Source organism: Mycobacterium ahvazicum (genome assembly GCF_900176255.2).
Classification (GTDB): Bacteria; Actinomycetota; Actinomycetes; order Mycobacteriales; family Mycobacteriaceae; genus Mycobacterium; species Mycobacterium ahvazicum.
On the sequence record NZ_FXEG02000005.1, the window covers coordinates 1060565 to 1085055 of the forward strand.

Consider the following 24491-nt stretch of genomic DNA (forward strand, 5'->3'; position numbering starts at 1 on the left):
GTTGATATTCCCGCGTCGAGGGGTTCCCGCATCGACATCGTCGGACGTCGCCGGCACCGGTCTACGAGCTCCGAGCAGGGGTCTGCGCCAGATTAAGCAGGCCGGACCGCTACCGCGCGTTCCACAGCTCGGCGGCAGACCGCAGTTGAAAGTTAGCTACTTCAGTACTTCGAGCACCTTTTCCGCCAGCGGTCCGGCCGAGGCGGGGTTTTGCCCGGTGTAAAGATTGCGGTCCGTCACCGTAAACGGCTTCCACATTTCACCTTTGACGAAGTCGATGCCCATCTTGACCAGTTCGTCCTCGACCGTCCAGGGCGCCTTTTCGCGGAGTCCGACACCGTCCTCTTCTTCGTTGGTGAAGGCAGTGACCCGGTAGCCCACGAAGGGCGAGGTGCCCTCGTGGCGAGTGGCCAGGATGGCGGCCGGCGCGTGGCAGACGATCGCCAACGGCTTACCTGAGGCAAGCGCGGCAATGAGCAGGCGGCCGGAATCGGCATCTCGCCATAGGTCTTCCATCGGGCCGTGCCCACCGGGGTAATAGATGGCGTCGTAATCGTCCAGGCGCGCGTTGGCAAGCTGGATCGGGGCACGCAGCTGTTCGGCGGAACGCAGGATTCCTTCCAGCTTTTCGGCGATCTCGACGCTGCCGGCCATCGACGGCCGCAGGCTCATCACGTCTACGTACGGGACGGTGCCGCCGGGCGTGGCCACCACGATCTGGTGGCCAGCCCGGCTGAGCGCGTCGTACGGGGCCGCGAATTCCTCGGCCCAGTAGCCGGTCGGATGGCGGGCGCCGTCGTTCAGTGTCCAGTAACTCGATGCGGTGACGACGAACAGAACTTTTGCCATCAGACGGTCACTTCCCTTGTCAGAGCAGCCCCGCACGCGGGTATTCGGTGTGGGTCCCGCAGGCAGTCAAGCGAAGTTAACCCTAGAACCAGACTTTTCGGCCGGCAACCGGACGTCCGACCGCTCCCAAGATCCACAAGACCACACCGATCAGCACCAGGATGCCACCGATGGTTTCCAGAATCGGGATGGCGGCGAAATACCCGATGACAACAAGAATGATGCCGAGGATAATCACGTCGTGCCCCTTTCTATTGGGCGTCAGTCGAATTGATCCCCAACGGACTACCCCGGCACGAATCCGTTCAATCAGACATCCGCCGATTCGTTTCCTGGCTGCGCGCTTTGACCAGCTCGGCGCGGGCCAGCGTCTGCTGCGCCTGCTTCACGTGGGCGGCATCGACCAGCACGCCGTTGACTCCGACCGCCCCGCGGCCCTCGGCCTCGGCCTCCCGGTAGGCGGACACATTGGCTTCGGCGCGGGCGATCTCGTCGGCGGTCGGTGCGTACACACCATTGGCGACGGGCACCTGGTCGGGATGGATGGCCCACTTGCCCGTGTAACCGAGCAGCGACGCGCGCCGCGCATCACGCTCGTATCCGGCCAGGTCTCGGTAGTCGGGATAAGGCGCGTCGATGGCGTCTATGCCGGCGATGCGCGCCGCGACGATGACCTTATTACGCGCATAAGCCCAGAATTCGCCGGGGTATTCGCCGAGCGGGACGAAGTTGGTGTCCACCCGGGCACCCTGCGACAACGAGAAGTCACCGACCCCGAAGATCAGGGCATCCAGGCGAGGGCTGGCCGCGGCGATCTCCTCGGCGTTAGCCAGGCCCTGCACCTCCTCGATCAGAACCTCGAGCCGAATTCTGCTGCTCAGGCCAAGTTTCGACTCCAACTGAGTGAGCAGCACGTCAACCCACCAGACATCGCGGGCGCTGCGGGCTTTCGGGATGATGATCGTATCGAGATTCTCGCCCGCCCGGGTGACGACGTCGATCACGTCATCGTGGCACCACTGAGTGTCCAGACCGTTGATTCGGATGGCCCGCGCGGTGCGCCCCCAGTCGATATCGTTGAGCGCCGCAATAACTTTGGCCCGCGACTGCACTTTGGCGCCGACCGGGGTCGCATCCTCGAGATCGAGGAACACCAGGTCCGCCCCACACTTGGCGCCCTTCTCGAACATGTTGTCGTTGCACGCGGGTACCGCGAGTTCGGAACGACGGAGAAGATCAGTCATCGATTTCCTTCTGTCACAACACGCCGCGGGTACGCAGATCGTTGATCTCGTCGGGAGTCAAGCCGAGTAGCTCGCCATAAACTTCGTCATTGTGTTCACCGAGGCCAGGTCCAAGATGGCCCACCGTTGCAGACGCTGACGAGAAGCGCGGAACCGGGGCCTGCACCATCATCGAACCGAGTTGCTCGTCGGAGACCGAGATGAACACCCCCCGATGAGTCAGCTGCTCGTCGGCGACCAGATCCCGTATGTCGTAGACCGGCGCCGCGGCGACCTCGTGGGCTTCGAAAGTCTGCATCGCTTCCGAAAGAGTCTTGGTGGCGACCCAATCCGCTACCACGGTATCCACCTCGCGGGCCCGGGCCAGCCGCCGCTGGGGGTCGGAGAAGTCCGGGTCGGACAGCAGGTCATCGCGGCCGATGGCGCGAAACACCCTTAACGCCAAGGCCGGTGAACTGCCGGACATGGCCAGCCAGCGCCCGTCGGCGGTTCGGTAGGTATTGCGCGGAGCCGAAATATCCCAGCGATTACCGGCGCGCTCGGGCACCAAACCCAGTTGGTCGTAGCCCAGCAGCGTCTGCTCCAGCAGGCGAGCCAGCGGGTCGATCAGGTTGACGTCGATCAGCTGACCCGGCGCACCATGCACGTCGCGGTGATACAACGCCATCATGACCGCGTAAGTGGCGTTGAGTGAGGCGACGCCGTCGGCCAACATGAACGGCGGCAGGGTGGGCGGTCCGCCGGCTTGTCCGGTGATGTGCGCGAACCCGCTCATCGCCTCGCCGAGCGTGCCGAAGCCCGGCCGCTCACTCTTCGGCCCGGTCAATCCGTAACCGGTGATGTGCAGCATCACGATCCGGTCGTTGACCGCGCGCAGGTTCTCGTAGTCCAGCCCCCATTTGCGCAACGTCTGCGGCCGGGTGTTGACGATGGCGACGTCGGCATGCTCGACGAGCCGGCGCACCATCGCCTGACCCTCGGCACACCGCAGATCCAGGGTGATCGCTCGCTTGTTGCGCGATAAGGACTTCCACATCAGCCCGACGTCCTCGCGCTGATTGCCCCACCGACGGATCGGGTCGCCATGCCGCGGGTCTTCAACCTTGATCACATCGGCGCCGAATTCGCCCAGGTACGTCGCAACCAGCGGTGCGGCCGCCAACGTCGCGAGGTCGAGCACTCGCATACCCTCAAGCATTCGCACAGGCGCCCACGTGTGAGTTCGAAGGCCGTTGCAGCCCAAGGTGTCCCCGTAATGTCGAGGACTCGTACTCGCTGCGGAACAGGCCACGCCGCTGCAGCTCCGGAACCACCATCCGCACAACATCTTCGAATGCCCCGGGCAGATGCGTTGCGGCCAGGACGAAGCCGTCGCACGCTCCGCTTTCGAACCAGTCCGCCATCTGATCGGCGACCTGCGCGCCGGTGCCGACGAAGCGCGGTCCCTGCAGCAGCGTCGCGCGGTGGCCGGCCAGATCGCGCACGGTCACCGTGTCACCACCGATGTGGGAGCGCAGGTTCTGCACCAGTCCGCGAATTCCGGAGGACGATGCGATCAGCTCATCGGTGACGGGATCGTCCAGATCGTGTTGCGCGAAGTCGTAATTCATCAACTCCGACAACAGTGTCAGTGATGCCATCGGATGAACCAGTTCGTTGAGGAACAGAGCTTCGCGCTCCTTGGCGTGGGCCTCGGATTCGCCCACCACAGCGTAGGCCATCGGGCAGATCCGTACCGCGGCAGGATTGCGCCCGGCGTCGGCGATCCGCTCCTTCTGGTCCGCGTAGTGACTGCGCGCGACCTCGATACCCGGATCGCCGGTGAAGATCAATTCCGCCCAGCGCGAAGCGAATTCGCGTCCGCGTCCCGATGATCCGGCCTGAATGATGACCGGTCGCCCCTGCGGAGTGCGCGGCACGGTCAGCGGTCCACGCGACGAGAAGTACTGCCCGACATGCCCAAGCTCGTGCACCTTGCCCGGATCGCCGTAGCGCCCGGACGCCCGGTCGTGCAGGATCGCGTCGTCCTCCCAGGTGTCCCAGAGCCCGGCGACGACGTCCATGAACTCGTCGGCGCGGTCGTAGCGTTCGTCGTGGCCCAGATGGGCATCGACTCCGAAGTTCTGCGCCTCGCTGTCGTTGACGGAGGTGACCACGTTCCAGGCGGCCCGACCGCCGGACAGGTGATCCAGCGTGGCGAAGGTTCGCGCGACGTGGAACGGCTGGTAGTAGGTGGTCGAGTAGGTCGCGCCGAGTCCGATGCGCGACGTGGCCTGGGCCAGCACACCAAGCACGATGCTGAGGTCTAGCTTCACCGGGCGCGCGCCATAGGACACCGCCTCGGCCACCGAACCCCCGTAGACCCCCGGCATCGCCAGGCGGTCGTCGAAGAACATCAGGTCGAAGCAGCCTTCTTCGAGCTGACGGGCAATCTTGGCGTAGTACGAAGCGTCGAGGTAACCGTGTTCGGTCGCCGGGTGTCGCCACGATCCCGAGTACACCGACGTGCTACCCGCCTGCATGAAAGCAACCAGGGCCATCTTGTCCTGTCGTCGATCAACCATGTCCGAAACGTAACATCTGATATTTCAGGTATCAAATGTGAGATGTGCCATTTGGTATCATTCCGGGATGGCTACGATCTCGAAGATCGACATCTCCGGCACCGTGCGCGAACGGGCCGCCCGCGAACTCAGGGACCGCATCCTGACCGGCGCCTTGTCCGCCGGCACGCGAGTCGATCTGGACGCCATCACCGAGGAGTTCGCGACCAGCCGGACCCCGGTTCGCGAGGCGTTACTGGAACTGTCCTTCGAAGGTCTGGTCCAGATCGCGCCGCGCAGTGGCATCACCGTGATCGGCATCAGCCCCACCGACGTCATGGACAGCTTCACCATCCTGGGCGTTCTCACCGGACAGGCCGCCGCGTGGGCTGCCCAGCGCATCGAAGCGGACGAGCTCGAGATGCTGCGCGAGCTCGCTGCGGATGTGGTGGCGCGCTCCGGTGACGACAGCATCGGGGAAGCCAACTGGCACTTCCACCAGAAAATCCACCGGGCCGCGCACTCCCCGCGGCTGATGACGCAGATCAAACAGGCCGCGCGGGTCGTGCCGAGCAACTTCCTCACCCTGTTCCCCGACCATGAGAAACATTCGCTCGACGAGCACCAGGAGCTGCTCGACGCACTCGGTGAAAAGGACGTCGAACGGTCCCGCAGGATCGCCGAACGCCATGTGCTGGACGCGGGGCGCTCGCTGGCCGACTGGCTCGAGCAGCGCCGCACCGCGTGAGACCCAACCGGGGCGTCACACGCCGCGAGCGCTTGCCGGCGCGGCGCCGGGATTTGAGTATTTTCGTGGGGTGCCATCGACTTCTGGGCCTCCTGTCCCCGCACGAGTCCCAGCGCAGTACACGCTGTCGCCTGCCGCTCCGAGCCCGCGCACGCTGATCGACATCCTGTATGCGACCGCCGCGCGTTACCCGGACGCGGCGGCCATCGACGACGGCACCGTCCAGCTCACCTACAGCGAACTGATCGGCGACATCGAGGCCAGCGTGCAATGGCTGGCCGCCCGGGGCATCGGGCGCGGCGACCGGATCGGCATCCGGATGCCGTCGGGCAGCTACGCGTTGTACGTCGCCATCCTGGCGACGCTGGCGACCGGCGCGGCCTACGTGCCCGTCGACGCCGACGATCCCGACGAACGCGCCGAATTGGTGTTCGGCGAGGCCGGCGTGGTGGGCGTCATCACCGAGGCGGGCTTGCTCCGGGGCGTCGGCTTGTCGCGGGGCTGGCGGGCCACCGCGCCGCTGGCTCGCGACGACGCCTGGATCATCTTCACGTCCGGATCGACCGGCACGCCGAAAGGTGTCGCGGTGACCCACCGCAGCGCTGCCGCATTCGTCGACGCCGAGGCACAGATGTTCTTGCAAGACAACCCGATTGGACCCGGCGATCGCGTATTGGCTGGGCTGTCAGTCGCTTTCGACGCATCATGCGAGGAAATGTGGCTGGCGTGGCGCCACGGTGCTTGCCTGGTTCCCGCGCCGCGGTCGCTGGTGCGCAGCGGGATGGACCTCGGTCCGTGGCTGGTCACCCGGGACGTGACCGTGGTCTCGACGGTGCCCGCACTGGCCGCGCTGTGGCCCAGCGAGGCGCTGGAAGCTGTGCGGCTGTTGATCTTTGGCGGCGAGGCCTGCCCGCCGGAGCTGGTCGAGCGCCTCGCCGTCGACGGTCGCGAAGTATGGAACACCTACGGGCCGACCGAGGCCACGGTGGTGGCGTGCGCGGCGAAACTCGGTGGCCCCGGGCCGATCAGCATCGGGCTGCCACTGCCCGGCTGGGACCTGGCGGTCGTCGACGCCGACTGCCTGCCGGTCGCCTACGGCGACGTCGGCGAGCTGGTGATCGGTGGCGTCGGGCTGGCCCGCTATCTGGACAAGGACAAGGACGCCGAAAAGTACGCGGCTATGCCGTCGCTGGGCTGGGCGCGCGCCTACCGCAGCGGCGACCTGGTTCGGCTGGAACCCGACGGGCTGTACTTCTGTGGCCGCAGCGACGACCAGGTCAAGGTCGGGGGCCGGCGCATCGAACTGGGCGAGGTCGACTCGGCGTTGGTGCACCTGCCCGGCGTCAGCGGCGGCGCGGCCGCGGTGCGCCACACCGCAACCGGCACGCCGGTGTTGGTCGGCTATCTGGTCAGCGCGGATCCGGCGTTCGAACTGGGCGAGGCGCGCGCCCGGCTCGCCGCGCAGCTGCCCGCCTCGCTGGTGCCGCGGCTGGTCCGGGTCGACGAGCTGCCCACCCGCACGTCGGGCAAGGTCGACCGCGACGCGCTGCCCTGGCCGCCGCCGGGTGGCGAGTCGGACGAAGCGATCGATCTGGGCGGCACGACAGGCTGGCTCGCCGGACTGTGGCGCGACTTGCTGGGTGCGGCGGTCGACTCTGTCGAGGCGGACTTCTTCGCGCTCGGCGGCGGCTCGCTGTCGGCCGCACAACTCGTCGCCGTGCTGCGCCAGCAGTACCCGCAGGTGACCGTTGCCGATCTGTACGACCACCCCCGGCTGGGCTCAATCGCCGGGTTCCTCGACGAACTCGAGGCGCCGCCGCAGGTTGCCGAGCGCGAGGTCCGGCCGACGCCGTGGCTGACGCGACTCACGCAGACCGTGCTCGCCGTACCGCTGGCGACGCTGGCGGCGCTGCCGTGGTTGACCTGGCTGGCGCTGGGCAACAACGTCGCCCGCGCCTGGCACGTGGTGCCATGGACGGTGGCGGTGAACTGGTGGCTGATCGCGGTGGCATTCGTCGCGTTCGTTACCCCGGTGGGCCGCATGGGCATCGCGGTGTTGTGCGCGCGGGTCTTGCTGTCGAAGGTGCGCCCGGGTACTTATCGTCGCGGCGGGTCGGTGCACCTGCGGATCTGGTTCACCGAACGGCTCGCCGAGGCCAGCGGCGCACACAATCTGTCCGGGGCGCCGTGGCTGGTGTACTACGCCCGCGCGCTCGGGTCCGACATTGGTGAGGGTGTCGACCTGCATTCGCTGCCACCGGTCACCGGGTTGCTCACCCTTGGTCACCGCAGCGCGGTCGAACCCGAAGTCGACCTGTGTGGTCACTGGATCGACGGGGACGCATTCCATGTCGGCGAAATCACGATCGGTGACGACGCGACCATCGGCGCCCGCAGCACGTTGCTGCCCGGTGCGGTCGTCGGTAAGAACGCCGACGTGGCACCGGGCGCGGGCGTGCTGGACAAGATCAAGAACGGCCAGTACTGGAAGGGCTCACCGGCGGTGAAATCCGGCCGGGTCAACCACCCGTGGCCGGACGAACGGCCGTCGCGCCGCACCCATTGGGTGGCGATGTACGGGCTGACGTCGGTTCTGCTGGGGGCACTGCCGCTGGTCGCGGTGGCGAGCGGGCTCGCGGTCATCGGGCTGGCCGTGCGCCACACCGATCGCCTGTCGCAGGCCGTGGTGCCGGCGCTGCTGTGGACACCGGTCGCGACGCTGACCGCGCTTGCGGTGTACGCGTTGCTGACGGTGCTCGGGGTGCGGGTGTTGTCGCTCGGGCTGCACGAGGGCTATCACCCGGTGCGCAGCCGCGCCGGATGGCAGCTGTGGGCCACCGAACGCCTGATGGACGCCGCGCGCAACTACCTGTTCCCGCTGTACGCCAGCCTGCTGACACCCATGTGGCTACGGCTGCTGGGCGCGAAAGTCGGCCAGGGGACTGAGATCTCGACGGTGTTGCTGACACCGAAGTTTACCGTGATCGAGGACGGCGCGTTTTTGGCCGACGACACGATGGTGGCGTCGTACGAGCTGGGCGGCGGCTGGATCTACGCGGCGACGACGACCGTCGGCCGGCGGGCGTTCCTCGGAAATTCCGGCATCACCCAGCCCGGTCGCCGTGTTCCCGACGACGGCCTGGTGGCGGTGCTGTCCGCCGCGCCCCCCAAGGCCAAGCGCGGGTCGTCCTGGCTGGGCAGCCCGCCGATGCGGTTGCGCCGTCGTCCGGCCGAGGCCGACGCGGCGACCACATACGACCCGCCGCAACGATTGAAGGCGATGCGCGCGTTGGTGGAGACGTTGCGGTTGCTGCCGGTGATCGTGTCGGTGGCGATCGGGCTGGCCGTGCTGGGCGGATTACAGGCGCTGGCAAGGATATTCGGCATCTGGTGGGCGGCGCTGGGCTCCGGACTGGTGTTACTGGCGGCGGGTGCGATCGCCGGTGGCATCACGATCGTCGCGAAATGGCTTCTGGTCGGCCGCATCAAAGCGAGCGAATACCCGCTGTGGTCGTCGTTCGTGTGGCGCAACGAAGTCGCCGATACGTTCGTCGAAACCGTGGCCGCGCCGTGGTTCGCCCGCGCCGCCAGCGGCACACCGGTCCTGAATCTGTGGCTGCGGGCGTTGGGCGCCCGGATCGGGCGCGGCGTCTGGTGTGAATCCTATTGGCTCCCTGAGGCGGATCTCGTCACGCTGGGGGACGGGGCCACCGTCAATCGCGGCTGCGTGGTGCAGACACATCTTTTCCACGACCGGATCATGCGAATGGACCGTGTGGTGCTCGAACCCGGTGCGACGTTGGGTCCGCACTGTGTGGCGTTGCCCGCCGCCCGGCTCGGCGCGGGCGCGACCGTCGGACCGGCGTCTCTGGTGGTGCGTGGTGACGAGGTGCCGGGATCGACACGCTGGCAAGGTAATCCAATCAGACCGTGGAATCCGGGCCGTAAGAAGGCGCGTAAGGCCGCGGCCGGGCGCGGCGCCCAGGACACCGCGGCGTGAAAGCCTCCGCGAAGAAGGCGCTGGCGCCCGATGCCGTCGACGAGTACCTGCCGAACAACGGCAGCTCCGCTTACCAGGTGTCGCGCTATGAGCTGGATCTGGACTACAAGGTCGCGCTGAACCGGCTGTCCGGCTCGGCCACCATCACCGCCGTCACGCTGACCGAATTGCAGCAACTGACGCTCGACCTGTCGGCCGCCTTGACGGTGTCGAAGGTGTCGGTGAACGGCAAGCGTGTTGACCAATTCTCCTGCCGTGCCGGCAAATTGCGCATCCGGCTGGGCTCGAAGCTGCCGACCGGTGCCGCGATGTCGATCGTGGTGCGATACGGCGGCTCGCCGCGCCCAATTCGTTCGCTGTGGGGCAACGTCGGATTCGAAGAGCTGACCGACGGCGTGCTCGTCGCATCCCAGCCGAACGGCGCCGCGTCGTGGTTTCCCTGTAACGACCACCCCAGCGCCAAAGCCGCGTTTCATCTCCAGATCAGCACCGAAAGCCGGTACCGGGTGATCGCCAACGGGCAGCTGCTCTCGCGCCGGGCCCGCGCCTCGCGGACGGTATGGACCTACGAGCAGCGGGAGCCGACGTCGACCTACCTGATCACGCTGCAGATCGGCGACTACGAGGTCCGACGGCTGGCGCGTACGCCGGTGCCCATACAGGCCGCACTGCCGCAGCGGCTGCGCCGCGACTTCGATCACGACTTCGCGCGTCAGCCCGAGATGATGACGTTGTTCGTCGAGCTGTTCGGACCATATCCGCTGGCCACCGGGTACACGGTCGTGGTGACCGACGATCCGCTGGAGATACCCCTTGAAGCGCAAGGCATTTCGATCTTTGGTGCCAACCATTGCGACGGTACGCGGTCCAGCGAGCGGCTGATCGCCCATGAGCTGGCGCATCAGTGGTTCGGCAATTCGGTGACCGCGGGCCAGTGGCGCGATATCTGGCTGCACGAAGGATTCGCGTGTTACGCGGAATGGTTATGGTCGGAACGCAGCGGCGGACCCAGCGCCGACGAGCTCGCTGGTCTGCATCACGCGCAGCTGCGGACGAAGCCGCAGGACCTGCTTCTGGCCGATCCGGGAGCACGCGACATGTTCGACGACCGTGTATACAAACGCGGCGCGCTGACTTTACACGCGCTGCGCGGCCAGCTGGGTAGCGATAAATTCTTTGCGCTGCTTCAGGATTGGACATCGCGGCATCGCCACGGCACTGCCGCCACCGACGATTTCACCGGCCTGGCCGCCAACTACTCGGACGAGTCGCTGCGGCCGCTGTGGGAGGCGTGGCTGTATTCGACGGCAGTGCCGTGACGATCTAAGCGCGAGGATTAGCCTCCGCCGCCGGCCGCGCCGCCGCCACCCGTGCCACCGGCTTGTCCGCTACCGGTTCCCCCGCTACCGGGCATATTCTGGCCGCCGGAGCCCGTCCCCGGCTGCATCGGCGCCGGTGCGGGCTGGCTTGACGACGTCGGCGACGGTGTCGGCGCTGCCGGCGCGGCGACCGACTGAGTCACGCCGCCACCGCAGGCGATCCCCAAGCCGATCGCGGCGGCACCACCAAGAAGCGCCAACCCTTTTTTCACTACATGAGATGTCATGTCACCCTCCACTCAATTGTCGGATCTCGTGTCATGCCTAGGTGGCGGTACCCGTTGATATCGAGCGCAACCACGATTTCACCCAATTTCTAGCCACCGTTGGGTCGCGCGGGTACAGATGTCGATGGAAGCACCGTCGGCCCCACCGTCTCGGAGGACGTCGGTGGTGACGTCGTCGGCGGCGCGCCCACCCGGCCCGCGGTGCCACCCCCGCAGGCAACCGCCAGCACGAGCAAGCCCATACCACCGAGCAGGGCTAGCCCCTTTTTCAGCGCACGAATATTGGTCATTGTGCGGCGATACCCGTTGGCGGCGAACTCAATCGTTCCCACTAACCGACCCCGGCGATGACGCCTCCCGCGCCGCCTGCTGCTCCGCCGACTCCCCCGGCTGCTCCGCCGGCTCCCCCGGCGCCAGCTGATCCACCGGCTGCTCCGCCCGCGGCTCCACCGGGCGCGCTTTGAGCCCACCCGGGCATCCCCGGACCGGGTGGCGCCGCAGTTGGTGCGACCTGGCCGGACGAAGTGTTGGGACCTGGTGGAGGCGTGGGCGGCGCGCCGATCGACGTGTCGACACCGCTCCCGCAGGTGACCGCGAGAGCGGTCAATGCCGCACCACCGGTAAGCGCACAGACCCTTTTAACCGCAGCAGATTTCATCATCGACCCCTTCTATCCTGCCGTCTGCGTAGCAGAGGTACCCGATGTGTCTGCTATCTGATTCAGCTGCGATACCCGATCATCGGCGGGCCCAATCATGGGTCAGCCGAGCGCGGGCAGCACGGTGTCGGTCAGTAACTGAACCGACTTCCACGCCTCGTCGACGGGCATGCCGCCGACCAGTGGATGCAACACCAGCGGCCCGTAATCGTCGCTGTCGCGGATTTCGGCGATCAGCTGGTCGGGTGTCAGGAAGCGGTATCGGCCGGAGGCCCGGACCTCGTCCAAGGTCCGGACGCCGGGCAGGTGCATCAGGGATCGTTGGTCAGTGGACCACTCCCCGTAAGTGACTGCTTCCCACAGGATGTGTTCGCCGAGCTCGGCCCACGCCCGTTCGGGATCCTCGTGCAGGTAGATCATTCCGCGATTGATCGGCCCGGGCATCAGGATCACCGGCTTGATGCCCGCTGCGGCGCACAGTTCGCGGTAGTAGGTGGCGATGTCGGGCAGATGGTCGGCCAGGCTGAGCGGAAGCCCGAATCGCGCGGCCCGCCGCGCGGTGGCGCGGGCACCGCCGCCGACGTACAGCGGCGGATGCGGCCGACTCCAGGTGCCGGTGCAAATCCCCGTGTCTGCCCCGGCACCCGACCAGACCTCCAGCATCCGTTCGACCAGGCTGTCCATCAGCGCGCCCCGCCGGCTGAAATCCATTCCGAGTGAGTGGTATTCGATGGTACGGTAGCCCAGGCCCACCGTGGTGTGCAGCCGGCCACGGCTCATGTTGTCGACAAGCGCGATGTCTTCGGCGAGCCGGACCGGGTTCCACAACGGCCCCAGCGCGCAGTCCACGCTGGCAATCACCGTCGAGGTGCGCGCCAGAAACATGGCGGCGGCCATAATCGGATTGCAGCTCCAGCCGTGACCGGTGGCGTGGTGCTCGTCGACGCTGACCGACGTGATGCCGTGGGACTCACCCCATTGCGCCAATTCGAGCGCGGCGGACAAGAGTTTACTCTGGGTGCGCGGATCTCCTTGTGGTGAAGCGAAATTGAAGCGCAACACCGTCAAGACCATGTCAGGCTCCGTCTGCGGCCGGCGCGGCGATGGACTCCACGAACGCGGCGAAGTCGGGGAACAGCGCGCGGTCGACGATCTCGATGCGGGTGCCGAACGCATCGAGGTAGTAGGCGAACATCCCGAACTCGGCGTCCGGTAGTGCTCCGGTCATTTCGAAGGTGAAGCCGTTGCGCTCCAACGCGCGTGCGCTCTCGGTGAGGTTGTCGGTGAAATAGCCGATGTGGTGCACCGAGTTGCCCGCTGCGGCGGTCCACGGAGTTCCCGGAACCTCCTGGACCAGTTCGATGTGCGGACTCTGCACGGAGTAGACGATCGTCGAGGTCAGCTCGCGCACTCCGGCCGCGGTGCGAAACGGCAGCGTATAGCGCAGTGCGGTGATCCACCGGTAGCCGGCCAGGGCGGTGAGGCGGGCCATGGCGGTGTTGAGGTCGGGCACCACGATACCGGTGTGATAGAAGTCCTTGGGCTGCAGCACAAATGTCATCGTGATGTCCCTTCCCGTGCCGTCACGAGTAGCTCGCTATTTGTCGCGAGAGCCAGGCCCGTTCCCAGAAATTCGTTGTGCTGCTCAGCAGACTTTCATGTGCATCCCGCAGCACTTCGCGCGCCCCCGCGTGGTCGGGCTCCGCGGTGGTGACGAGCTCGGCGAGGTGGACGGCGTGCACGGGACGGTTTTCGGCGAGGTGTGCTCGTGCTCGGTTGACAAGAGCATCGGCGCCGGCGAGTTCCACCACGTCGGTGCCGACGGCGTCGAAACCGACGGGATACAGCTCGGTGGTCGACCGGTGATGGAACCACCCGGAGTAGTTCTCCCACACCGCCCGCACATCCCAGGAGACTTTCCCATAGCCTTGGCCCACTTCGCATTCCGCGGGCAACGTGATCTCGCGCATCAGGGTCAGGACATCTTTTCCGGCGTTCATTCCGGCCACCGTCTGGTCGTGGACGTATTCGATGGCATTGCGCAGCCGAGTAAGCTCCTGGTGGATGCGGTCCGCTCCGGCGATCGGTTCGAAGTGGCCGGTCACCAGAAGTTCTGGCTGCAGGTCGCGCACCCGCTCGACCGACGCGATCGCGGCCAGGGCGTCACGGTAGCGATCGCCACGGATCGTGACCAGATTGGGAATGTGGCCGAATATCGGGCCGAAAGTGTTTCCGCACAGACATATTCGCTCATCGGGCAGCCAGATGACCAAAGAGTCGGTGGTCTCGCCGCCGGGGACGGAGATAAGCTCCAGTCGGCGTCCGCCGACGTCGAGGGTGAGCGCGTCTTCGAAGTCGAGGTCGACGCAGGGGATGCTCTGGGTGGGTAGCCGCGTGGTACCGAGACGGCGCTGGATGTCCTGGATTCCCGTCGCCAGCGTATCGGAGAAGGCGAACGCGCTGCGGCTGGCACGATACGGGATGAGGCGCTCGTTGTCGTCTCGCCATTGGGTCCAGTTCGCCTGAGCAACAACGGTTGTGTCGGGATCACGAACGCTGTCCAGGCCGCCGACGTGGTCCACGTGGCCCTGGGTGAAGATGATGTAGCGCACCGGTGAGGAGTCGACAGCGTCGAAGTTGGCCCGATGCACCGGCCCCTCGAAGCCCATGCCGGTGTTGACGATCACCCGACCGTCGCCGGTGGTCAGTAGGTACGCGTTCGACAGTCCGGGCGAGCACCACAGTCCCTCGGCGATCTGCTCGGCCTGTTCGGCGGACGCGGGCCGCAGGCCGTCGGCACCGGGCCTGCTGCGGTAGACCGGTTCAAAGTCCGGGGCGCTCATCGATGCTCCTCATTCGGGACGGACGTCGAACCGGTCGAAGTAGAAGTCGAACCGCCCACGCAGCTCGTCGGCCGAGACGCCGAAGTGTCGTGGTAGGTCGTAACGGATTCGCCCGTGCTTGCCGCGCGGATTGCCGTCGAGATACTGCCGGAATCGGTTGCGCACCTTCGGTGTCAGTTCGACGCCACCACGGCGGTAAAGCTCGTCGAGCACCGGCATTTCATTGCCGTTGAGCTGGTGGAAGTTGACGTCGATGCTGCGGTCGGACGGCACCAGGTCGCGGTCGCGGACACACGCGCTCAGCAGTCGATGCACCCGATCCGTCCAGTACTCGAGAAGCCAGCCCGGATCGATACTCCTGCGGCGCAGCCGATCCGAGTAGGCCATCATCGTGATCGCGGACTGCACGACCGCGACCGGATCGCGATGCGTGAACGCGACCGTCGCATCGGGAAAGGTCGCCATCAGCGGGCCCAGCTGCTCGCAATGCTGCGGGCTCTTGAGGATCCAGGTCTGCGGGCCGCGCAGAAACGTCAGCGCCTGCAGGACCTTCTTCAGATATGCGTAATGCCGGGTTTGGTCGAGCGCGAGGTAATAGTCTCGCCAATCCGGCACGCGGGCATGCCATTCCAAGACGTAACTCGCGAGGTCCAGATCGAGGAGCTCGACCTCCTCCTCGATCGCCTCGGGGAACCGGTCGTGCATCGCGGCCACCACGGGAGCGCTGACCATCAGGGCGTCGTGTTCGGCTTTGGCGCGCGCATAGCGTGGGTCGACCCCGTCAATGTCGGGCCCGTCGCCGCGCGCGGGGATCGGCTCCTGACTTTCCCAATACGGCAAGGCACGCCGGCGCGGGTCAGCGGCAATGAGATTCACCAGATGCGTGGTGCCGGACCGCGGCATCCCGACAACGACGAAGGGGCCGTCGATCGGTATGGACACAATCTCGGGATAGCGCTTGATGAGTTCGGTGAGTGACAGGCGGTTGCGCAGCAGCCGAATCACGCGCTGCCGCAACGTCGACCGGGTGAGCTGTCGCAGTCCCTCGTCGGCTTCAATCGCCGCGACGTGAGCGGTCAAGCGCTCCCCGAAACCGTCCGTGTCGTCGAGATCGTCGGCGCCGGCTTGTTGGACGGCCTCCCCGAACATCCGGTCGAGGTCGAAATCGACCCGTTTGGCCTCGGTGAATTCCAGAATCTGACGCTGGACATCGGTCAGCCGCGGCGAGGTCAGATCGTCGAAATCGATGTCAGCGATGTCGGGGCCCGCAGCGCCCATGCGACCGCCTCCTTGCGGTGTCGAATATTCGACGTATCGTTCGAAATATGATACGGACGTTAGACGCGGGACCGACACCTCGTCAACCCGCGTCGCCACCGACCGAGCGCGTCGTCGCGGTCATGCGGCTGCTCGGGTCCCAACCCACGCGAGCGTTCTCACTCGCGGATATCACCCGCGAGCTCGGCATCAGCCGCGCTACCGGGCACGCGATTCTGACCACGCTGAGCGCCCATCACTGGGTGGTGCGCGACGTCGACACGGCCGCCTACTCCTGGGGACCGGGCATCGCGGCGCTGGCGAAGCCGGCCGGCGACCGGGTCTTTCGTGGCGTCTTACAGCAGCTCGCCGAATCGTCAGCGGCACAAGCATTTCTGGCGCGCCGCGAGGACAAGGCCATCGTCGTGACCGATACCGCCGGCGAATCCTCGTCCGGGATGCGCATCGACCGCGGACTGCGCATGCCGTTGGTAGCGCCGTTCGGCCGCGACTACCTCGCCTGGAGCCCGGCGCCCGCGCAGCGCGCCTGGCTGCAGGGCATGGGCAGGCCGTCCACCGCGCTCTCCCGACGAATCACTTCGGTGCTCAGCGAGATTCGTCATCGCGGATATACCGTCGAACGCCTCAGCCGCGAATACCGTCAGGTGCATGCGGCACTGCGGGCATTGCGCGGTGACGGCGAACCCGACGCGATCACCGCACACCTGGCCCGGGCCTTCGCCGACCTCACCGTGATCGACGTGCTGGATGCCGAACTCACCGAGAACTCGGCGCACAGTATCGCCACCATTTCCGCCCCGATCTTCGATGACGACGGAGTGGTCGCGATGTCGGTCAGCGTCGCGCCCTTCACCGACCTGACCGCGTCGGACGTCACGCGGCTCAGTGAGCAGGTTTGCGCCGCGGCCCGACGGATCGAAGCGCAGATCGCGAGCCCTACAAGTTAGCCAGATCGTCGGGAACGTCGACTTGATGCTCCAGCAGCGCCTCGAGGGGCACCACCTCGAGGGTGCGTTCGTGGGTGCTGGCCAACACGACCGGCGCGGCGCAACCATCGCGGTGAGCCCGCAACCAATTCAGGGCGGTCACACACCAGCGGTCACCGGGCAGCAGGCCGGGAAAGCGGTACTCGGGAACCGGCGTCAGCAGATCGTTGCCGATGGAACGTTGGTGCTCAAGGAAATCGGCGGTCATCACCGCGCAGATCGTGTGGCGACCGACATCCTCGGCTCCGCTCGAGCAGCAGCCGTCGCGGTAGAAGCCGGTCAGGGGTTCGGTGCCACATGGCTGCAGCGGGCCGCCGAGCACGTTGCGATCGGACATCTGGTTAGTATCGCGCCGTCGGAGCCAAAGTTAGAAGAGACAGCACCGACCGTGCCCTGCGAATCTGCCCCGCCACTGGCCCTACCCAGCCAGCCGGAAGGCGACGTCGGTGCGGATCTGGCTCAGCCGGCGAGCCGCGACGGCGTCAGTCTCCGCGTAGATTCGGGCGATGTCGACCAGCGCGTTGCCCGTACGCGCCAGTTCCGAGTGCGCCGCGTTGAGCAGAGCCAGCATGTGGGTGGCCTCCGCCCCGAACGCCGCTGCCGCCTGAGCCGAGACCTCTTCGGCGCCGGCTGGAGCCGGCGCGGTCACCGACGGCTCCGCCGCAGCACTGTTCGCAAGCGCCTGCGTCGCACTGCCGACGATCTGAGTGCCAACGACGGCCACCGCCGGGTCGAAGGACATGGACCGCATCGGCGCACTCCTGGGTCAGCAAAACAATGTCGAGTGCGATAGTAGCAGTATGCAATTGTTTGCGTCTACAAAAGTTGCCCTCTGCTAGGTGGTTGGTCGGGCGCCCGTCCGGCAGTATCCAGCGCGAATGGACTCACCCGCCGCGGCGGGGTTAACTCAGGCGATGTCGACGCCCAACCCGCCCGGATTTCCCGGGGGCCCACCGCCCGAGGGGTGGCAGCGGCCCGGCTACTTGCCGCCCCCGGGCCCGCCGATGCCACCGCAGGCGGGGTACCCCGGTTACCCACCGCAGCCCGGCTACGTACCGCCGCAGCCCGGCTCCCCCCCTTCGCAGCCATATCCCGGCTACGGCGGCTATCCGGGGGTTGACCCCCATGCGCCGTTCGGGCGCGATCCCGCCACGGGCGTCGCGCTGTCCGACAAGTCCGGTACCACGGCGGGGCTGTTGCAGCTTTTCTTCGGGGTGTTCGGCATTGGCCGCTTCTATATCGACTCGACCCAGATCGCGGTTGCGCAGCTGATACTCGGCCTCGTCGGACTCGTCTTCAGCCTGTTCTGCTTTATCGCGTTGCCGGTCCTGCTCGGCAGCGCCGTGTGGGCCGTCGTCGATGCGATCATGATGTTCACCGGCAGCGTGAAAGACAGCTACGGCCGCAAGCTTCGCTAGTCCACAGATCACGATCAGGTCACAATTCCCATCTCAATACATTGCGATCGGCGCGTCGAACCGCCTGTGCGACAAGGGAAATCTAGTGTCACTTCGTGAACCGCCGAACGGCCCTGAAGGTGCCCCTGATGCTGGCAGCGGGTGCGGCGCTGGCCCAAGCGCCGCGCGCTTTTGCTGAGGCAGCACGGTGGTCGCCGGATCGTGCCAACGCCTGGTATCGCGCACAAGGTTGGCTTGTCGGCGCGAACTACATCCCGTCGACCGCGATCAATCAGCTGGAGATGTTTCAGCCGGGAACGTTTGACCCACAACGCATTGACGGCGAGCTGGGCGTGGCCCGCACACTCGGTTTCAACACCATGCGGGTCTTCCTTCACGATCAGTTGTGGGCGACGGACCGCCCGGGTTTCCAAAGCCGTCTGAGCCAGTTTGTCGGAATCGCGTCGCGCCATGGCATCAAGCCGCTCTTCGTCTTGTTCGACTCCTGTTGGGACCCGCTGCCGAAGGCCGGCCCGCAGCACGCACCGGTACCGGGGGTGCACAACTCCGGCTGGGTGCAGAGCCCGGGCGCCGAGCGCCTCGGCGATCCCCGCTACGTCCCGGTCATGCAGGACTACGTCACGGGAGTGTTGAGCCAGTTCCGTAATGACGACCGGGTTTTAGGGTGGGACCTGTGGAACGAGCCCGACAATCCCGCGAAGGAGTACCGCAAGGTCGAGCGCGCGGACAAGCTTCAGCGGGTGGCCGACCTGCTTCCTCAGGTGTTCCGGTGGGCGCGAGCGGTTGATCCCGCGCAGCCGTTGACCAGCGGTGTGTGGCAGGGATCCTGGGGAGACCGGGGAAGCCGCAGCGCGATCAGTGCCATCCAACTCGACAACGCCGACGTGATCACCTTCCACAACTACGGCAAACCGGCCGAGTTCGAGTCAAAGATCAACGAATTGGCTCCGCTGGGGCGACCGATCCTGTGCACCGAGTACATGGCCCGGTCCCAAGGCAGCACCCTGGAAACGATCCTGCCAATTGCCAAGCGACACAACGTCGGTGCGTTCAACTGGGGTTTGGTGGCGGGCAAGACCCAGACCTATTTTCCGTGGGACTCGTGGAATCACCCGTACCCGGCACCGCCCAAACTGTGGTTCCACGACCTGCTGCTACCCGATGGTCGCCCATACCGGCCGACCGAAATCCAGGCGGCGCGGGGGTTGACCGGCGGGCTGGGCTAGCCTCGGCGTCACTCACCGCACGGTAGCCGCGAGGTTGTCCGCAACCTCGCGCTGCCAAGAAGTGTTGGCGTGGTTGGTATCCACCTCGATTTCGAAGCGGTCGGTCATCTCCGCGGTGATGTCGGCGGCATCGACATAGAACTGCTCGTACCAGCGCCGGTGCTGATACACCGCGCCATCCTCCTCGGTGAGCAACGGATTCTCGATGCGCGTCTTGTGCTTCCAGATCTCGACGTCTTCGAGGAAGCCCTCGCCGAACGATCGGCTCATCGCGGCGGCGAGCTTGGCCGCCTTGTCGGCCGGCAGGCCGGGAAGTTCCTGAACGGCCACGCCCCACTGCAGCACGAATGAGTTGTGCGTGACCGGATAGTGGCAGTTGATCAGCGCGACTTCAATCGTGAAGTCCGGCGCCACGTCGTTGTGCAACCAGTTGATCATGTAGGCGGGGCCGAAATACGTTGCCTCCGAGCGAAGCTTCGTTCCTTCCCAGAGCTTCTCGTAGTTCTTGGTGGTGTCGGGCCGGGCCTTGGATTCCATGATCTGGGTCGCCGTGTGGCCTTCGATGATGTTCTTGAAGAACGTCGGGTACGCATGGTGGATGTAGAAGAAGTGGGCCATGTCGACGTTGTTGTCGACGATCTCGCGGCAGTGCGATCCCTCGATGAGAATCGAATTCCACGACCACGGGGACCACTGCCCGTCGGCGTATCCGTCAATCGTCGGCGGGAAGAGCTCCGGCGCCGGCGTCGACCCCTCGGGATCGTGCCAGACGAGCAATTGGCCGTTGACCTCTCCGGTCGGCCAGCGCCGTGTCCGTGCCAATCGGGGTGTGCGCTTGGCGTAGGGCACCAAAGAGCAACGTCCGGTCGAGCCCTGCCAGCGCCAGTCGTGAAACGGGCAGGCCACCGAATCACCCTTGACGGTCCCCTGGGACAGGTCGCCGCCCATGTGGCGGCAGTACGCGTCGAGAACATGCACCTCGCCGGCCGTGTCGGCGAACACCACCAGACGGGTCCCGAATGCGTTGATCGCATGGGGTTTTCCGTCGCGGAAGTTTTCGGCCAGACCGATGCAGTGCCAGCCGCGGGCGAAGCGCTCCATGGGTACGCCGGTGTCGATGTCCCGGACGTCGTCGTTGCTAACCACAGCGATTCCTCCTCAGCCGTCTTCTGCCAGTCGCCGCACCGTGGCGAGGTACTCCTCGACGATGTCGAGAACCACGTCGCGCGAGCGCCGTACCTTATTGATCGACCCGACGATCTGCCCTGCCGGCGAGCCCGACAGCGCACTCGATCGCGCCCGCATGAACCGCGCGGATGCATCCGCATACACGATGCCCTGCAACGGCATCGGCAACGGTTCGGGATTGTCGGGGCCTTCCCATGCCTCGGTCCATTCGGTACGGATCTGCCGGGCCGGCTTGCCGGTCATCGCGCGCGAACGCACCGTGTCGGAATACCCGGCCTTTAACAGGTTCTCGACCACCCACGGCTCCGTCGACGCCTCGGCGACCGTCAGCCACAGCGAGCCGGTCCAAGCCCCTTGTGCGCCAAGGGCCATCGCGGCCGCCATCTGCCGGCCGTTACCGATGCCGCCGGCGGCCAGCACGGGAATGTCCGGCCCGACCTCATCGACGACCGCGGGCACCAGCACCATCGTGGCGATCTCGCCGGTGTGTCCTCCGGCCTCCCCGCCCTGGGCGATGATCACGTCAACTCCCGCATCGACGTTACGCCGCGCGTGCCGCGGCGAACCACTCAAAGCGCCTACCAGTACGCCTTTTTCGTGTGCGGCGGCGATGGCGTAGGCCGGTGGCGGCCCTAGCGCGTTGACGATCATCGACACCGGGTGACGCAGCGCGACCTCCACCTGGCCCGGCCCTTCGGCCTCGACCCCGAGGCCGGCGGCGATCACCCGCCGCTCGGCGTCCTCCGGCAGCGGCGGCACACCATGGTTGGCGAGCACTTTCTCCATGTGTTCGGTGTGGCTGGCCGGAATGAGCTCACGCAGCGCATCGAGGCTGAAGGGCTCGCCCTTGCCGACGAACTTTTCCGGCATCGCGAAATCCACCCCGTACGGCCGTCCGCCGACGTGCTCGTCGATCCAGGACAGCTCGACCTCGAGGCGCTCGGCGTTGTAGGCCAGCGCGCCCAGCACCCCATATCCGCCGGCCTTGCTGACCTCGGCGACCACGTCGCGGCAGTGCGAGAACGCGAACAGCGGGAACTCGATGCCGAGACGCTCACATAGGGAATTGGCCATACTTTAGTCGCCTTTCTGAGTCACAGTGGGTTCCAACGAGCGGTGCCGTCGTCGCGGAAGGCGGCGAATGAGTTGGCCAGATCTCCCGTGCCCGTGCACATCACCTGTGTCCGGTTCTCGAGGTCGAGCGCATGACGCAGGCTCGGGGAGTCGATGGTCTGCCACATGGTTTCCTTGGTCATCCAGACGGCCAACGGCGAATTCTGCGCTATCTCACGGGCTTTGGCGACCGCGGTGTCGAGCAGGCTCGCCGCGTCGACCACCTCGAGGACCAGCCCGATGACCGCCGCTTCGGCCGCGCCGAAAACCCTTCCGGTGAGCATCAATTCGGCGGCCCGCGACGCTCCGACCAGCCGCGGCAGGAAGTAGCTGGTGCCCATGTCGCACGCCGAAACCCCGTGCCGGATGAAAACCGCACCGAAGGTGGCCGATTCGGCGGCATACCGGATATCGCATGCCAACGCGAGCGCGAAGCCGCCGCCCAACGCGAATCCATTGATCGCGGCGATGACCGGTACCCGCAGCCGGTGGATCTTCTCGAAGGCCGAGGCCATGAGTTCTTGAGCGGCCATCGTGACGGCGACGGTCGACGCGGCCGCCGAGCGTAGCTCGGCGTATGGGACGCCGGCCGTATCGGAGAGGTCATCCGGCTGCGACTTCAGGTCCGCACCGGAGCAGAAAGAGACACCCGCACCCGTCACCACGATCGCGCGCAGCGTGGGATCACCGTTCAGTTCGTCCAGCGTCCGATGCATGTCGACGAGAGTTTGTGAGTCCAAAGCATTTCGGCGCTGCGGTCGGTTGATCGTGACGATGGCGATCGCACCGTCGTCGAGGCGCTCGACGCCGATCGCGGCGCTCATGAGCCGGACCCGGAGGAGTCGGCGGCGAAGCCGGCGACCATTGCGGCCGACACCATGGGGTTGTCGAATTCGCGCCACAGCGTAATCTTGCCGTCGCGAAACTCGAACACGCCGAGGTAGTCGTTCTGATAGACGACGGGCTTGTCCCGACCGAGCGCGTCGCCCCGATAGCGCGCCACCAACATGTTCGGGTCAAGCAGGTCATAGATGTCGGTCAACGTGACTGTGAACTTGCCGAACATGACGAACATAGACCCGAGCAGCTCCCGAACGCCGTCTCGGCCGGAGTCGGGAACTGCGTCCTCGTAAGGCAATTCGAATCGGACGTCGTCGTGGAGTTCGGCGAGGACCGCGTCGAGGTCCAGGGCGCTGATGCCGTCCATGGCCCGCCGCAGCGTCTGCCTGTTGGCTTCGCGTTTTGCGCTGTCCGTCTCGGTCATGACCGCCTCCTACCTGGCCACCATGCCGCCGTCGGCGATGATGGTCTGCCCGGTGATGAAGCTCCCTGCGTCGGAGAGCAATAGCAGTGCGGGCGCGACCATTTCGGCGGGGTCGGCGATCCGTTTCAGCAGGGCGGACGCCTTCATCGCCTCGATGAACTCCGGCGGGTTGGCCCGCGCCATGTCGGTGTCGACCGATCCGGGCGCCAAGGCGTTGACCCGGATGCCCTGCGACGCGAACTCCGCGGCCATAGACCGGGTGAACGACACCATCGCGGCTTTGGCCGCCGAATACATCGACGTCGCAGGCGAATAGATGAAGGCACCGGCGGAGACGACGTTGAGGATCGACGCGTGCTCACTTTCGCGCAGGTGCGGCAACGCAACCTGGACCAAAAAGACCGGACCTTGCAGGTTGACCGAGAACGATTTCGACCACGCTTCCGGGGTGAACTCACCCAGTGGCAGCGACAGGGCATTGGCGGCGTTGTTGACCACCATGTCGATTCCGCCGAACTCCGCGACAGTGGCCTCGACGAGACGTCCGATGGCGTCCAGGTCGCCCATATGCGTGGGCACGCCGATGGCCCGACCACCGCCGAGCGCCTGCAGCTTGTCGGCCGCCGCGGCACACGCATCGGCCTTGCGGCTGGCGACCACCACATTGGCGCCGCACTCGACCAATCCCTCGGCGATGGCCAGCCCGATGCCGCGGGTGCCGCCGGTGACGATGGCGGTGCGGTCGGTGAGGTCGAAGAGTGCCTGCAGCGATTTCATGGCGCCATTACCTTACATCGTGTAAGAAAACTAGACGAGAGTCACTCGCGCAGGCCGATCCCGTACAGGATCAACGACTTCAGGTGCGCGATCAGTTCGGCCTCGCCGAGTGCCTTGTTCACCGAGGTGTGCAGCGTGACAGCACCGCGCATGGTGTCCATCAGCGCACTCCCGTCGACCTCCGACCGCACCAGACCCTCGGCCTTGCCGCGTTCGATGAGTCGGACCCACAGTGCCCGGACCGGGGCCATGTAGCGCGCTTCGACCTGTTCGACCAAGTCGGGCCGGCTGTAGAGCACGGTCGCGACGCCAGGCATGCCCGCCAGATAGGCAGGATCCGACTGAACGCGGACCATGCCGGTGATCAGGCTGGTCAATGCATCGGCAAACGCGAGTTCGTCGACCGCGGGGTATTCGCCGGGGGCGGACAAGATGGCGTCCTCGACCAGCGCGAACTTGCTGCCCCAGTGTTCGTAGACGAAGGGCCGCGACACCCCGGCATGACGCGCGACGCCGGCCAATGTGATTTCTTCGTAGCCGTTGGCGATCAACAGTTCCCGGGTGGCCGAGATGACCGCGGCGCGACGCTGCATGTCGCGCGGGCGCCCCCGCGCAGCGTCGGACTCGTCGGCTCGGATGGCCGACGTGTCCCGCCGCTCTCGCGCTGCGCCGTTCGGCGTCATCGTCGAACCATACCCACGGTCGCCGAAAGATTTGAACCGTTGTCCAACGCCTGAGCCGGCGCGGCGA

General features: G+C 66.2%; 25 protein-coding genes. 6 read left to right on the forward strand and 19 right to left on the reverse strand.

Annotated elements, in window-relative coordinates; translation table 11 throughout:
- Positions 1-156: 156 nt before the first annotated feature.
- From MAAFP003_RS26175 to MAAFP003_RS26195, 5 genes are all read right to left on the reverse strand, one after another.
- Complete coding sequence (locus tag MAAFP003_RS26175) at positions 157-849, reverse strand: type 1 glutamine amidotransferase domain-containing protein (protein WP_207768615.1); 693 nt, start codon at positions 847-849, stop codon at positions 157-159.
- An 82-nt stretch (positions 850-931) separates the two neighbouring features.
- The gene (locus tag MAAFP003_RS26180; RefSeq protein WP_096290506.1) at positions 932-1087 is read right to left on the reverse strand and encodes a hypothetical protein; all 156 of its coding nucleotides are present in this window, start codon (positions 1085-1087) and stop codon (positions 932-934) included.
- Positions 1088-1154: 67 nt separating this feature from the next.
- Positions 1155-2093 carry an HpcH/HpaI aldolase/citrate lyase family protein gene (locus MAAFP003_RS26185; protein ID WP_096290507.1) on the reverse strand — a complete coding sequence of 313 codons (939 nt, stop codon included), beginning with the start codon at positions 2091-2093 and terminating at the stop codon, positions 1155-1157.
- A 13-nt stretch (positions 2094-2106) separates the two neighbouring features.
- Positions 2107-3291 (reverse strand): CaiB/BaiF CoA transferase family protein, encoded by a 1185-nt coding sequence (locus MAAFP003_RS26190; protein WP_096290508.1) that lies wholly within the window; start codon positions 3289-3291, stop codon positions 2107-2109.
- Positions 3284-4657 (reverse strand): LLM class flavin-dependent oxidoreductase, encoded by a 1374-nt coding sequence (locus MAAFP003_RS26195; protein ID WP_096290509.1) that lies wholly within the window; start codon positions 4655-4657, stop codon positions 3284-3286. Before MAAFP003_RS26195 ends, MAAFP003_RS26190 begins: the two co-directional genes overlap by 8 nt.
- Before the next feature lie 67 nt (positions 4658-4724).
- Between MAAFP003_RS26195 and MAAFP003_RS26200 the strand changes: the two genes are divergently transcribed.
- The 3 genes from MAAFP003_RS26200 (at position 4725) to MAAFP003_RS26210 (ending at position 10703) form a co-directional block, all read left to right on the forward strand.
- Positions 4725-5384, forward strand: coding sequence for a GntR family transcriptional regulator (locus MAAFP003_RS26200; RefSeq protein ID WP_165796495.1), 660 nt, complete (start codon positions 4725-4727; stop codon positions 5382-5384).
- Between the two features lie 70 nt (positions 5385-5454).
- Positions 5455-9384: a Pls/PosA family non-ribosomal peptide synthetase gene (locus MAAFP003_RS26205; RefSeq protein WP_243394205.1), complete on the forward strand. Its 3930-nt coding sequence runs from the start codon at positions 5455-5457 to the stop codon at positions 9382-9384.
- Positions 9381-10703 (forward strand): M1 family metallopeptidase, encoded by a 1323-nt coding sequence (locus MAAFP003_RS26210; RefSeq protein ID WP_096290511.1) that lies wholly within the window; start codon positions 9381-9383, stop codon positions 10701-10703. The genes MAAFP003_RS26205 and MAAFP003_RS26210 overlap by 4 nt, the downstream gene beginning before the upstream one ends.
- 17 nt (positions 10704-10720) lie before the next feature.
- Here MAAFP003_RS26210 and MAAFP003_RS26215 read toward each other — a convergent pair whose 3' ends face one another.
- From MAAFP003_RS26215 to MAAFP003_RS26235, 6 genes are all read right to left on the reverse strand, one after another.
- Complete coding sequence (locus MAAFP003_RS26215) at positions 10721-10990, reverse strand: hypothetical protein (protein WP_096290512.1); 270 nt, start codon at positions 10988-10990, stop codon at positions 10721-10723.
- 89 nt (positions 10991-11079) lie between these two features.
- Positions 11080-11280 carry a hypothetical protein gene (locus MAAFP003_RS28990; protein ID WP_165796496.1) on the reverse strand — a complete coding sequence of 67 codons (201 nt, stop codon included), beginning with the start codon at positions 11278-11280 and terminating at the stop codon, positions 11080-11082.
- 470 nt (positions 11281-11750) lie between these two features.
- On the reverse strand, positions 11751-12722 hold the full coding sequence (locus MAAFP003_RS26220) for an LLM class flavin-dependent oxidoreductase (RefSeq protein ID WP_096290513.1): 972 nt from the start codon (positions 12720-12722) through the stop codon (positions 11751-11753).
- Position 12723: 1 nt separating this feature from the next.
- Positions 12724-13209, reverse strand: coding sequence for a VOC family protein (locus MAAFP003_RS26225; protein ID WP_096290514.1), 486 nt, complete (start codon positions 13207-13209; stop codon positions 12724-12726).
- A 22-nt stretch (positions 13210-13231) separates the two neighbouring features.
- Complete coding sequence (locus tag MAAFP003_RS26230; protein WP_096290515.1) at positions 13232-14491, reverse strand: alkyl sulfatase dimerization domain-containing protein; 1260 nt, start codon at positions 14489-14491, stop codon at positions 13232-13234.
- A gap of 9 nt (positions 14492-14500) precedes the next feature.
- Positions 14501-15769, reverse strand: coding sequence for a sulfotransferase family protein (locus tag MAAFP003_RS26235; protein ID WP_096290516.1), 1269 nt, complete (start codon positions 15767-15769; stop codon positions 14501-14503).
- A gap of 47 nt (positions 15770-15816) precedes the next feature.
- Here MAAFP003_RS26235 and MAAFP003_RS26240 point away from each other — a divergent pair, with 47 nt between their 5' ends.
- Positions 15817-16716: a helix-turn-helix domain-containing protein gene (locus MAAFP003_RS26240; RefSeq protein WP_096290517.1), complete on the forward strand. Its 900-nt coding sequence runs from the start codon at positions 15817-15819 to the stop codon at positions 16714-16716.
- On the opposite strand, the gene MAAFP003_RS26245 is transcribed toward MAAFP003_RS26240, so the two are convergent.
- The gene (locus MAAFP003_RS26245; protein WP_096290518.1) at positions 16706-17092 is read right to left on the reverse strand and encodes a DUF2237 family protein; all 387 of its coding nucleotides are present in this window, start codon (positions 17090-17092) and stop codon (positions 16706-16708) included. The genes MAAFP003_RS26240 and MAAFP003_RS26245 overlap by 11 nt on opposite strands.
- A gap of 81 nt (positions 17093-17173) precedes the next feature.
- Positions 17174-17506 carry a PE domain-containing protein gene (locus tag MAAFP003_RS26250; protein ID WP_096290519.1) on the reverse strand — a complete coding sequence of 111 codons (333 nt, stop codon included), beginning with the start codon at positions 17504-17506 and terminating at the stop codon, positions 17174-17176.
- Positions 17507-17669: 163 nt separating this feature from the next.
- Here MAAFP003_RS26250 and MAAFP003_RS26255 point away from each other — a divergent pair, with 163 nt between their 5' ends.
- Both MAAFP003_RS26255 and MAAFP003_RS26260 read left to right on the forward strand, forming a co-directional pair.
- Positions 17670-18173 carry an NINE protein gene (locus MAAFP003_RS26255; protein ID WP_096290520.1) on the forward strand — a complete coding sequence of 168 codons (504 nt, stop codon included), beginning with the start codon at positions 17670-17672 and terminating at the stop codon, positions 18171-18173.
- A gap of 95 nt (positions 18174-18268) precedes the next feature.
- Positions 18269-19399 carry a cellulase family glycosylhydrolase gene (locus MAAFP003_RS26260; protein ID WP_096290521.1) on the forward strand — a complete coding sequence of 377 codons (1131 nt, stop codon included), beginning with the start codon at positions 18269-18271 and terminating at the stop codon, positions 19397-19399.
- Positions 19400-19411: 12 nt separating this feature from the next.
- On the opposite strand, the gene MAAFP003_RS26265 is transcribed toward MAAFP003_RS26260, so the two are convergent.
- The 6 genes from MAAFP003_RS26265 to MAAFP003_RS26290 are packed head-to-tail and all read right to left on the reverse strand — an operon-like array spanning position 19412 to position 24424.
- Positions 19412-20500 (reverse strand): 3-ketosteroid-9-alpha-monooxygenase, oxygenase component, encoded by a 1089-nt coding sequence (locus MAAFP003_RS26265; protein WP_096291438.1) that lies wholly within the window; start codon positions 20498-20500, stop codon positions 19412-19414.
- Positions 20501-20557: 57 nt separating this feature from the next.
- Positions 20558-21661: a nitronate monooxygenase gene (locus tag MAAFP003_RS26270; RefSeq protein ID WP_096290522.1), complete on the reverse strand. Its 1104-nt coding sequence runs from the start codon at positions 21659-21661 to the stop codon at positions 20558-20560.
- Positions 21662-21681: 20 nt separating this feature from the next.
- On the reverse strand, positions 21682-22524 hold the full coding sequence (locus MAAFP003_RS26275; protein ID WP_096290523.1) for an enoyl-CoA hydratase/isomerase family protein: 843 nt from the start codon (positions 22522-22524) through the stop codon (positions 21682-21684).
- Positions 22521-22964: a nuclear transport factor 2 family protein gene (locus MAAFP003_RS26280; RefSeq protein WP_096290524.1), complete on the reverse strand. Its 444-nt coding sequence runs from the start codon at positions 22962-22964 to the stop codon at positions 22521-22523. Before MAAFP003_RS26280 ends, MAAFP003_RS26275 begins: the two co-directional genes overlap by 4 nt.
- Positions 22965-22973: 9 nt before the next feature.
- Positions 22974-23741, reverse strand: coding sequence for an SDR family NAD(P)-dependent oxidoreductase (locus MAAFP003_RS26285; RefSeq protein WP_096290525.1), 768 nt, complete (start codon positions 23739-23741; stop codon positions 22974-22976).
- A 41-nt stretch (positions 23742-23782) separates the two neighbouring features.
- Complete coding sequence (locus tag MAAFP003_RS26290) at positions 23783-24424, reverse strand: TetR/AcrR family transcriptional regulator (protein WP_096290526.1); 642 nt, start codon at positions 24422-24424, stop codon at positions 23783-23785.
- Positions 24425-24491 lie beyond the last annotated feature (67 nt).

Coding starts and splice junctions, on each gene's coding strand:
- MAAFP003_RS26175 (WP_207768615.1), bottom strand. CDS start 849: ATGGCAAAAGTTCTGTTCGTCGTCACCGCATCGAGTTACTGGACACTG.
- MAAFP003_RS26185 (WP_096290507.1), bottom strand. CDS start 2,093: ATGACTGATCTTCTCCGTCGTTCCGAACTCGCGGTACCCGCGTGCAAC.
- MAAFP003_RS26190 (WP_096290508.1), bottom strand. CDS start 3,291: ATGCTTGAGGGTATGCGAGTGCTCGACCTCGCGACGTTGGCGGCCGCA.
- MAAFP003_RS26195 (WP_096290509.1), bottom strand. CDS start 4,657: ATGGTTGATCGACGACAGGACAAGATGGCCCTGGTTGCTTTCATGCAG.
- MAAFP003_RS26200 (WP_165796495.1), top strand. CDS start 4,725: ATGGCTACGATCTCGAAGATCGACATCTCCGGCACCGTGCGCGAACGG.
- MAAFP003_RS26215 (WP_096290512.1), bottom strand. CDS start 10,990: ATGACATCTCATGTAGTGAAAAAAGGGTTGGCGCTTCTTGGTGGTGCC.
- MAAFP003_RS28990 (WP_165796496.1), bottom strand. CDS start 11,280: ATGACCAATATTCGTGCGCTGAAAAAGGGGCTAGCCCTGCTCGGTGGT.
- MAAFP003_RS26220 (WP_096290513.1), bottom strand. CDS start 12,722: ATGGTCTTGACGGTGTTGCGCTTCAATTTCGCTTCACCACAAGGAGAT.
- MAAFP003_RS26225 (WP_096290514.1), bottom strand. CDS start 13,209: ATGACATTTGTGCTGCAGCCCAAGGACTTCTATCACACCGGTATCGTG.
- MAAFP003_RS26230 (WP_096290515.1), bottom strand. CDS start 14,491: ATGAGCGCCCCGGACTTTGAACCGGTCTACCGCAGCAGGCCCGGTGCC.
- MAAFP003_RS26235 (WP_096290516.1), bottom strand. CDS start 15,769: ATGGGCGCTGCGGGCCCCGACATCGCTGACATCGATTTCGACGATCTG.
- MAAFP003_RS26240 (WP_096290517.1), top strand. CDS start 15,817: ATGATACGGACGTTAGACGCGGGACCGACACCTCGTCAACCCGCGTCG.
- MAAFP003_RS26245 (WP_096290518.1), bottom strand. CDS start 17,092: ATGTCCGATCGCAACGTGCTCGGCGGCCCGCTGCAGCCATGTGGCACC.
- MAAFP003_RS26250 (WP_096290519.1), bottom strand. CDS start 17,506: ATGCGGTCCATGTCCTTCGACCCGGCGGTGGCCGTCGTTGGCACTCAG.
- MAAFP003_RS26255 (WP_096290520.1), top strand. CDS start 17,670: ATGTCGACGCCCAACCCGCCCGGATTTCCCGGGGGCCCACCGCCCGAG.
- MAAFP003_RS26265 (WP_096291438.1), bottom strand. CDS start 20,500: ATGGAGCGCTTCGCCCGCGGCTGGCACTGCATCGGTCTGGCCGAAAAC.
- MAAFP003_RS26270 (WP_096290522.1), bottom strand. CDS start 21,661: ATGGCCAATTCCCTATGTGAGCGTCTCGGCATCGAGTTCCCGCTGTTC.
- MAAFP003_RS26275 (WP_096290523.1), bottom strand. CDS start 22,524: ATGAGCGCCGCGATCGGCGTCGAGCGCCTCGACGACGGTGCGATCGCC.
- MAAFP003_RS26280 (WP_096290524.1), bottom strand. CDS start 22,964: ATGACCGAGACGGACAGCGCAAAACGCGAAGCCAACAGGCAGACGCTG.
- MAAFP003_RS26285 (WP_096290525.1), bottom strand. CDS start 23,741: ATGAAATCGCTGCAGGCACTCTTCGACCTCACCGACCGCACCGCCATC.
- MAAFP003_RS26290 (WP_096290526.1), bottom strand. CDS start 24,424: ATGACGCCGAACGGCGCAGCGCGAGAGCGGCGGGACACGTCGGCCATC.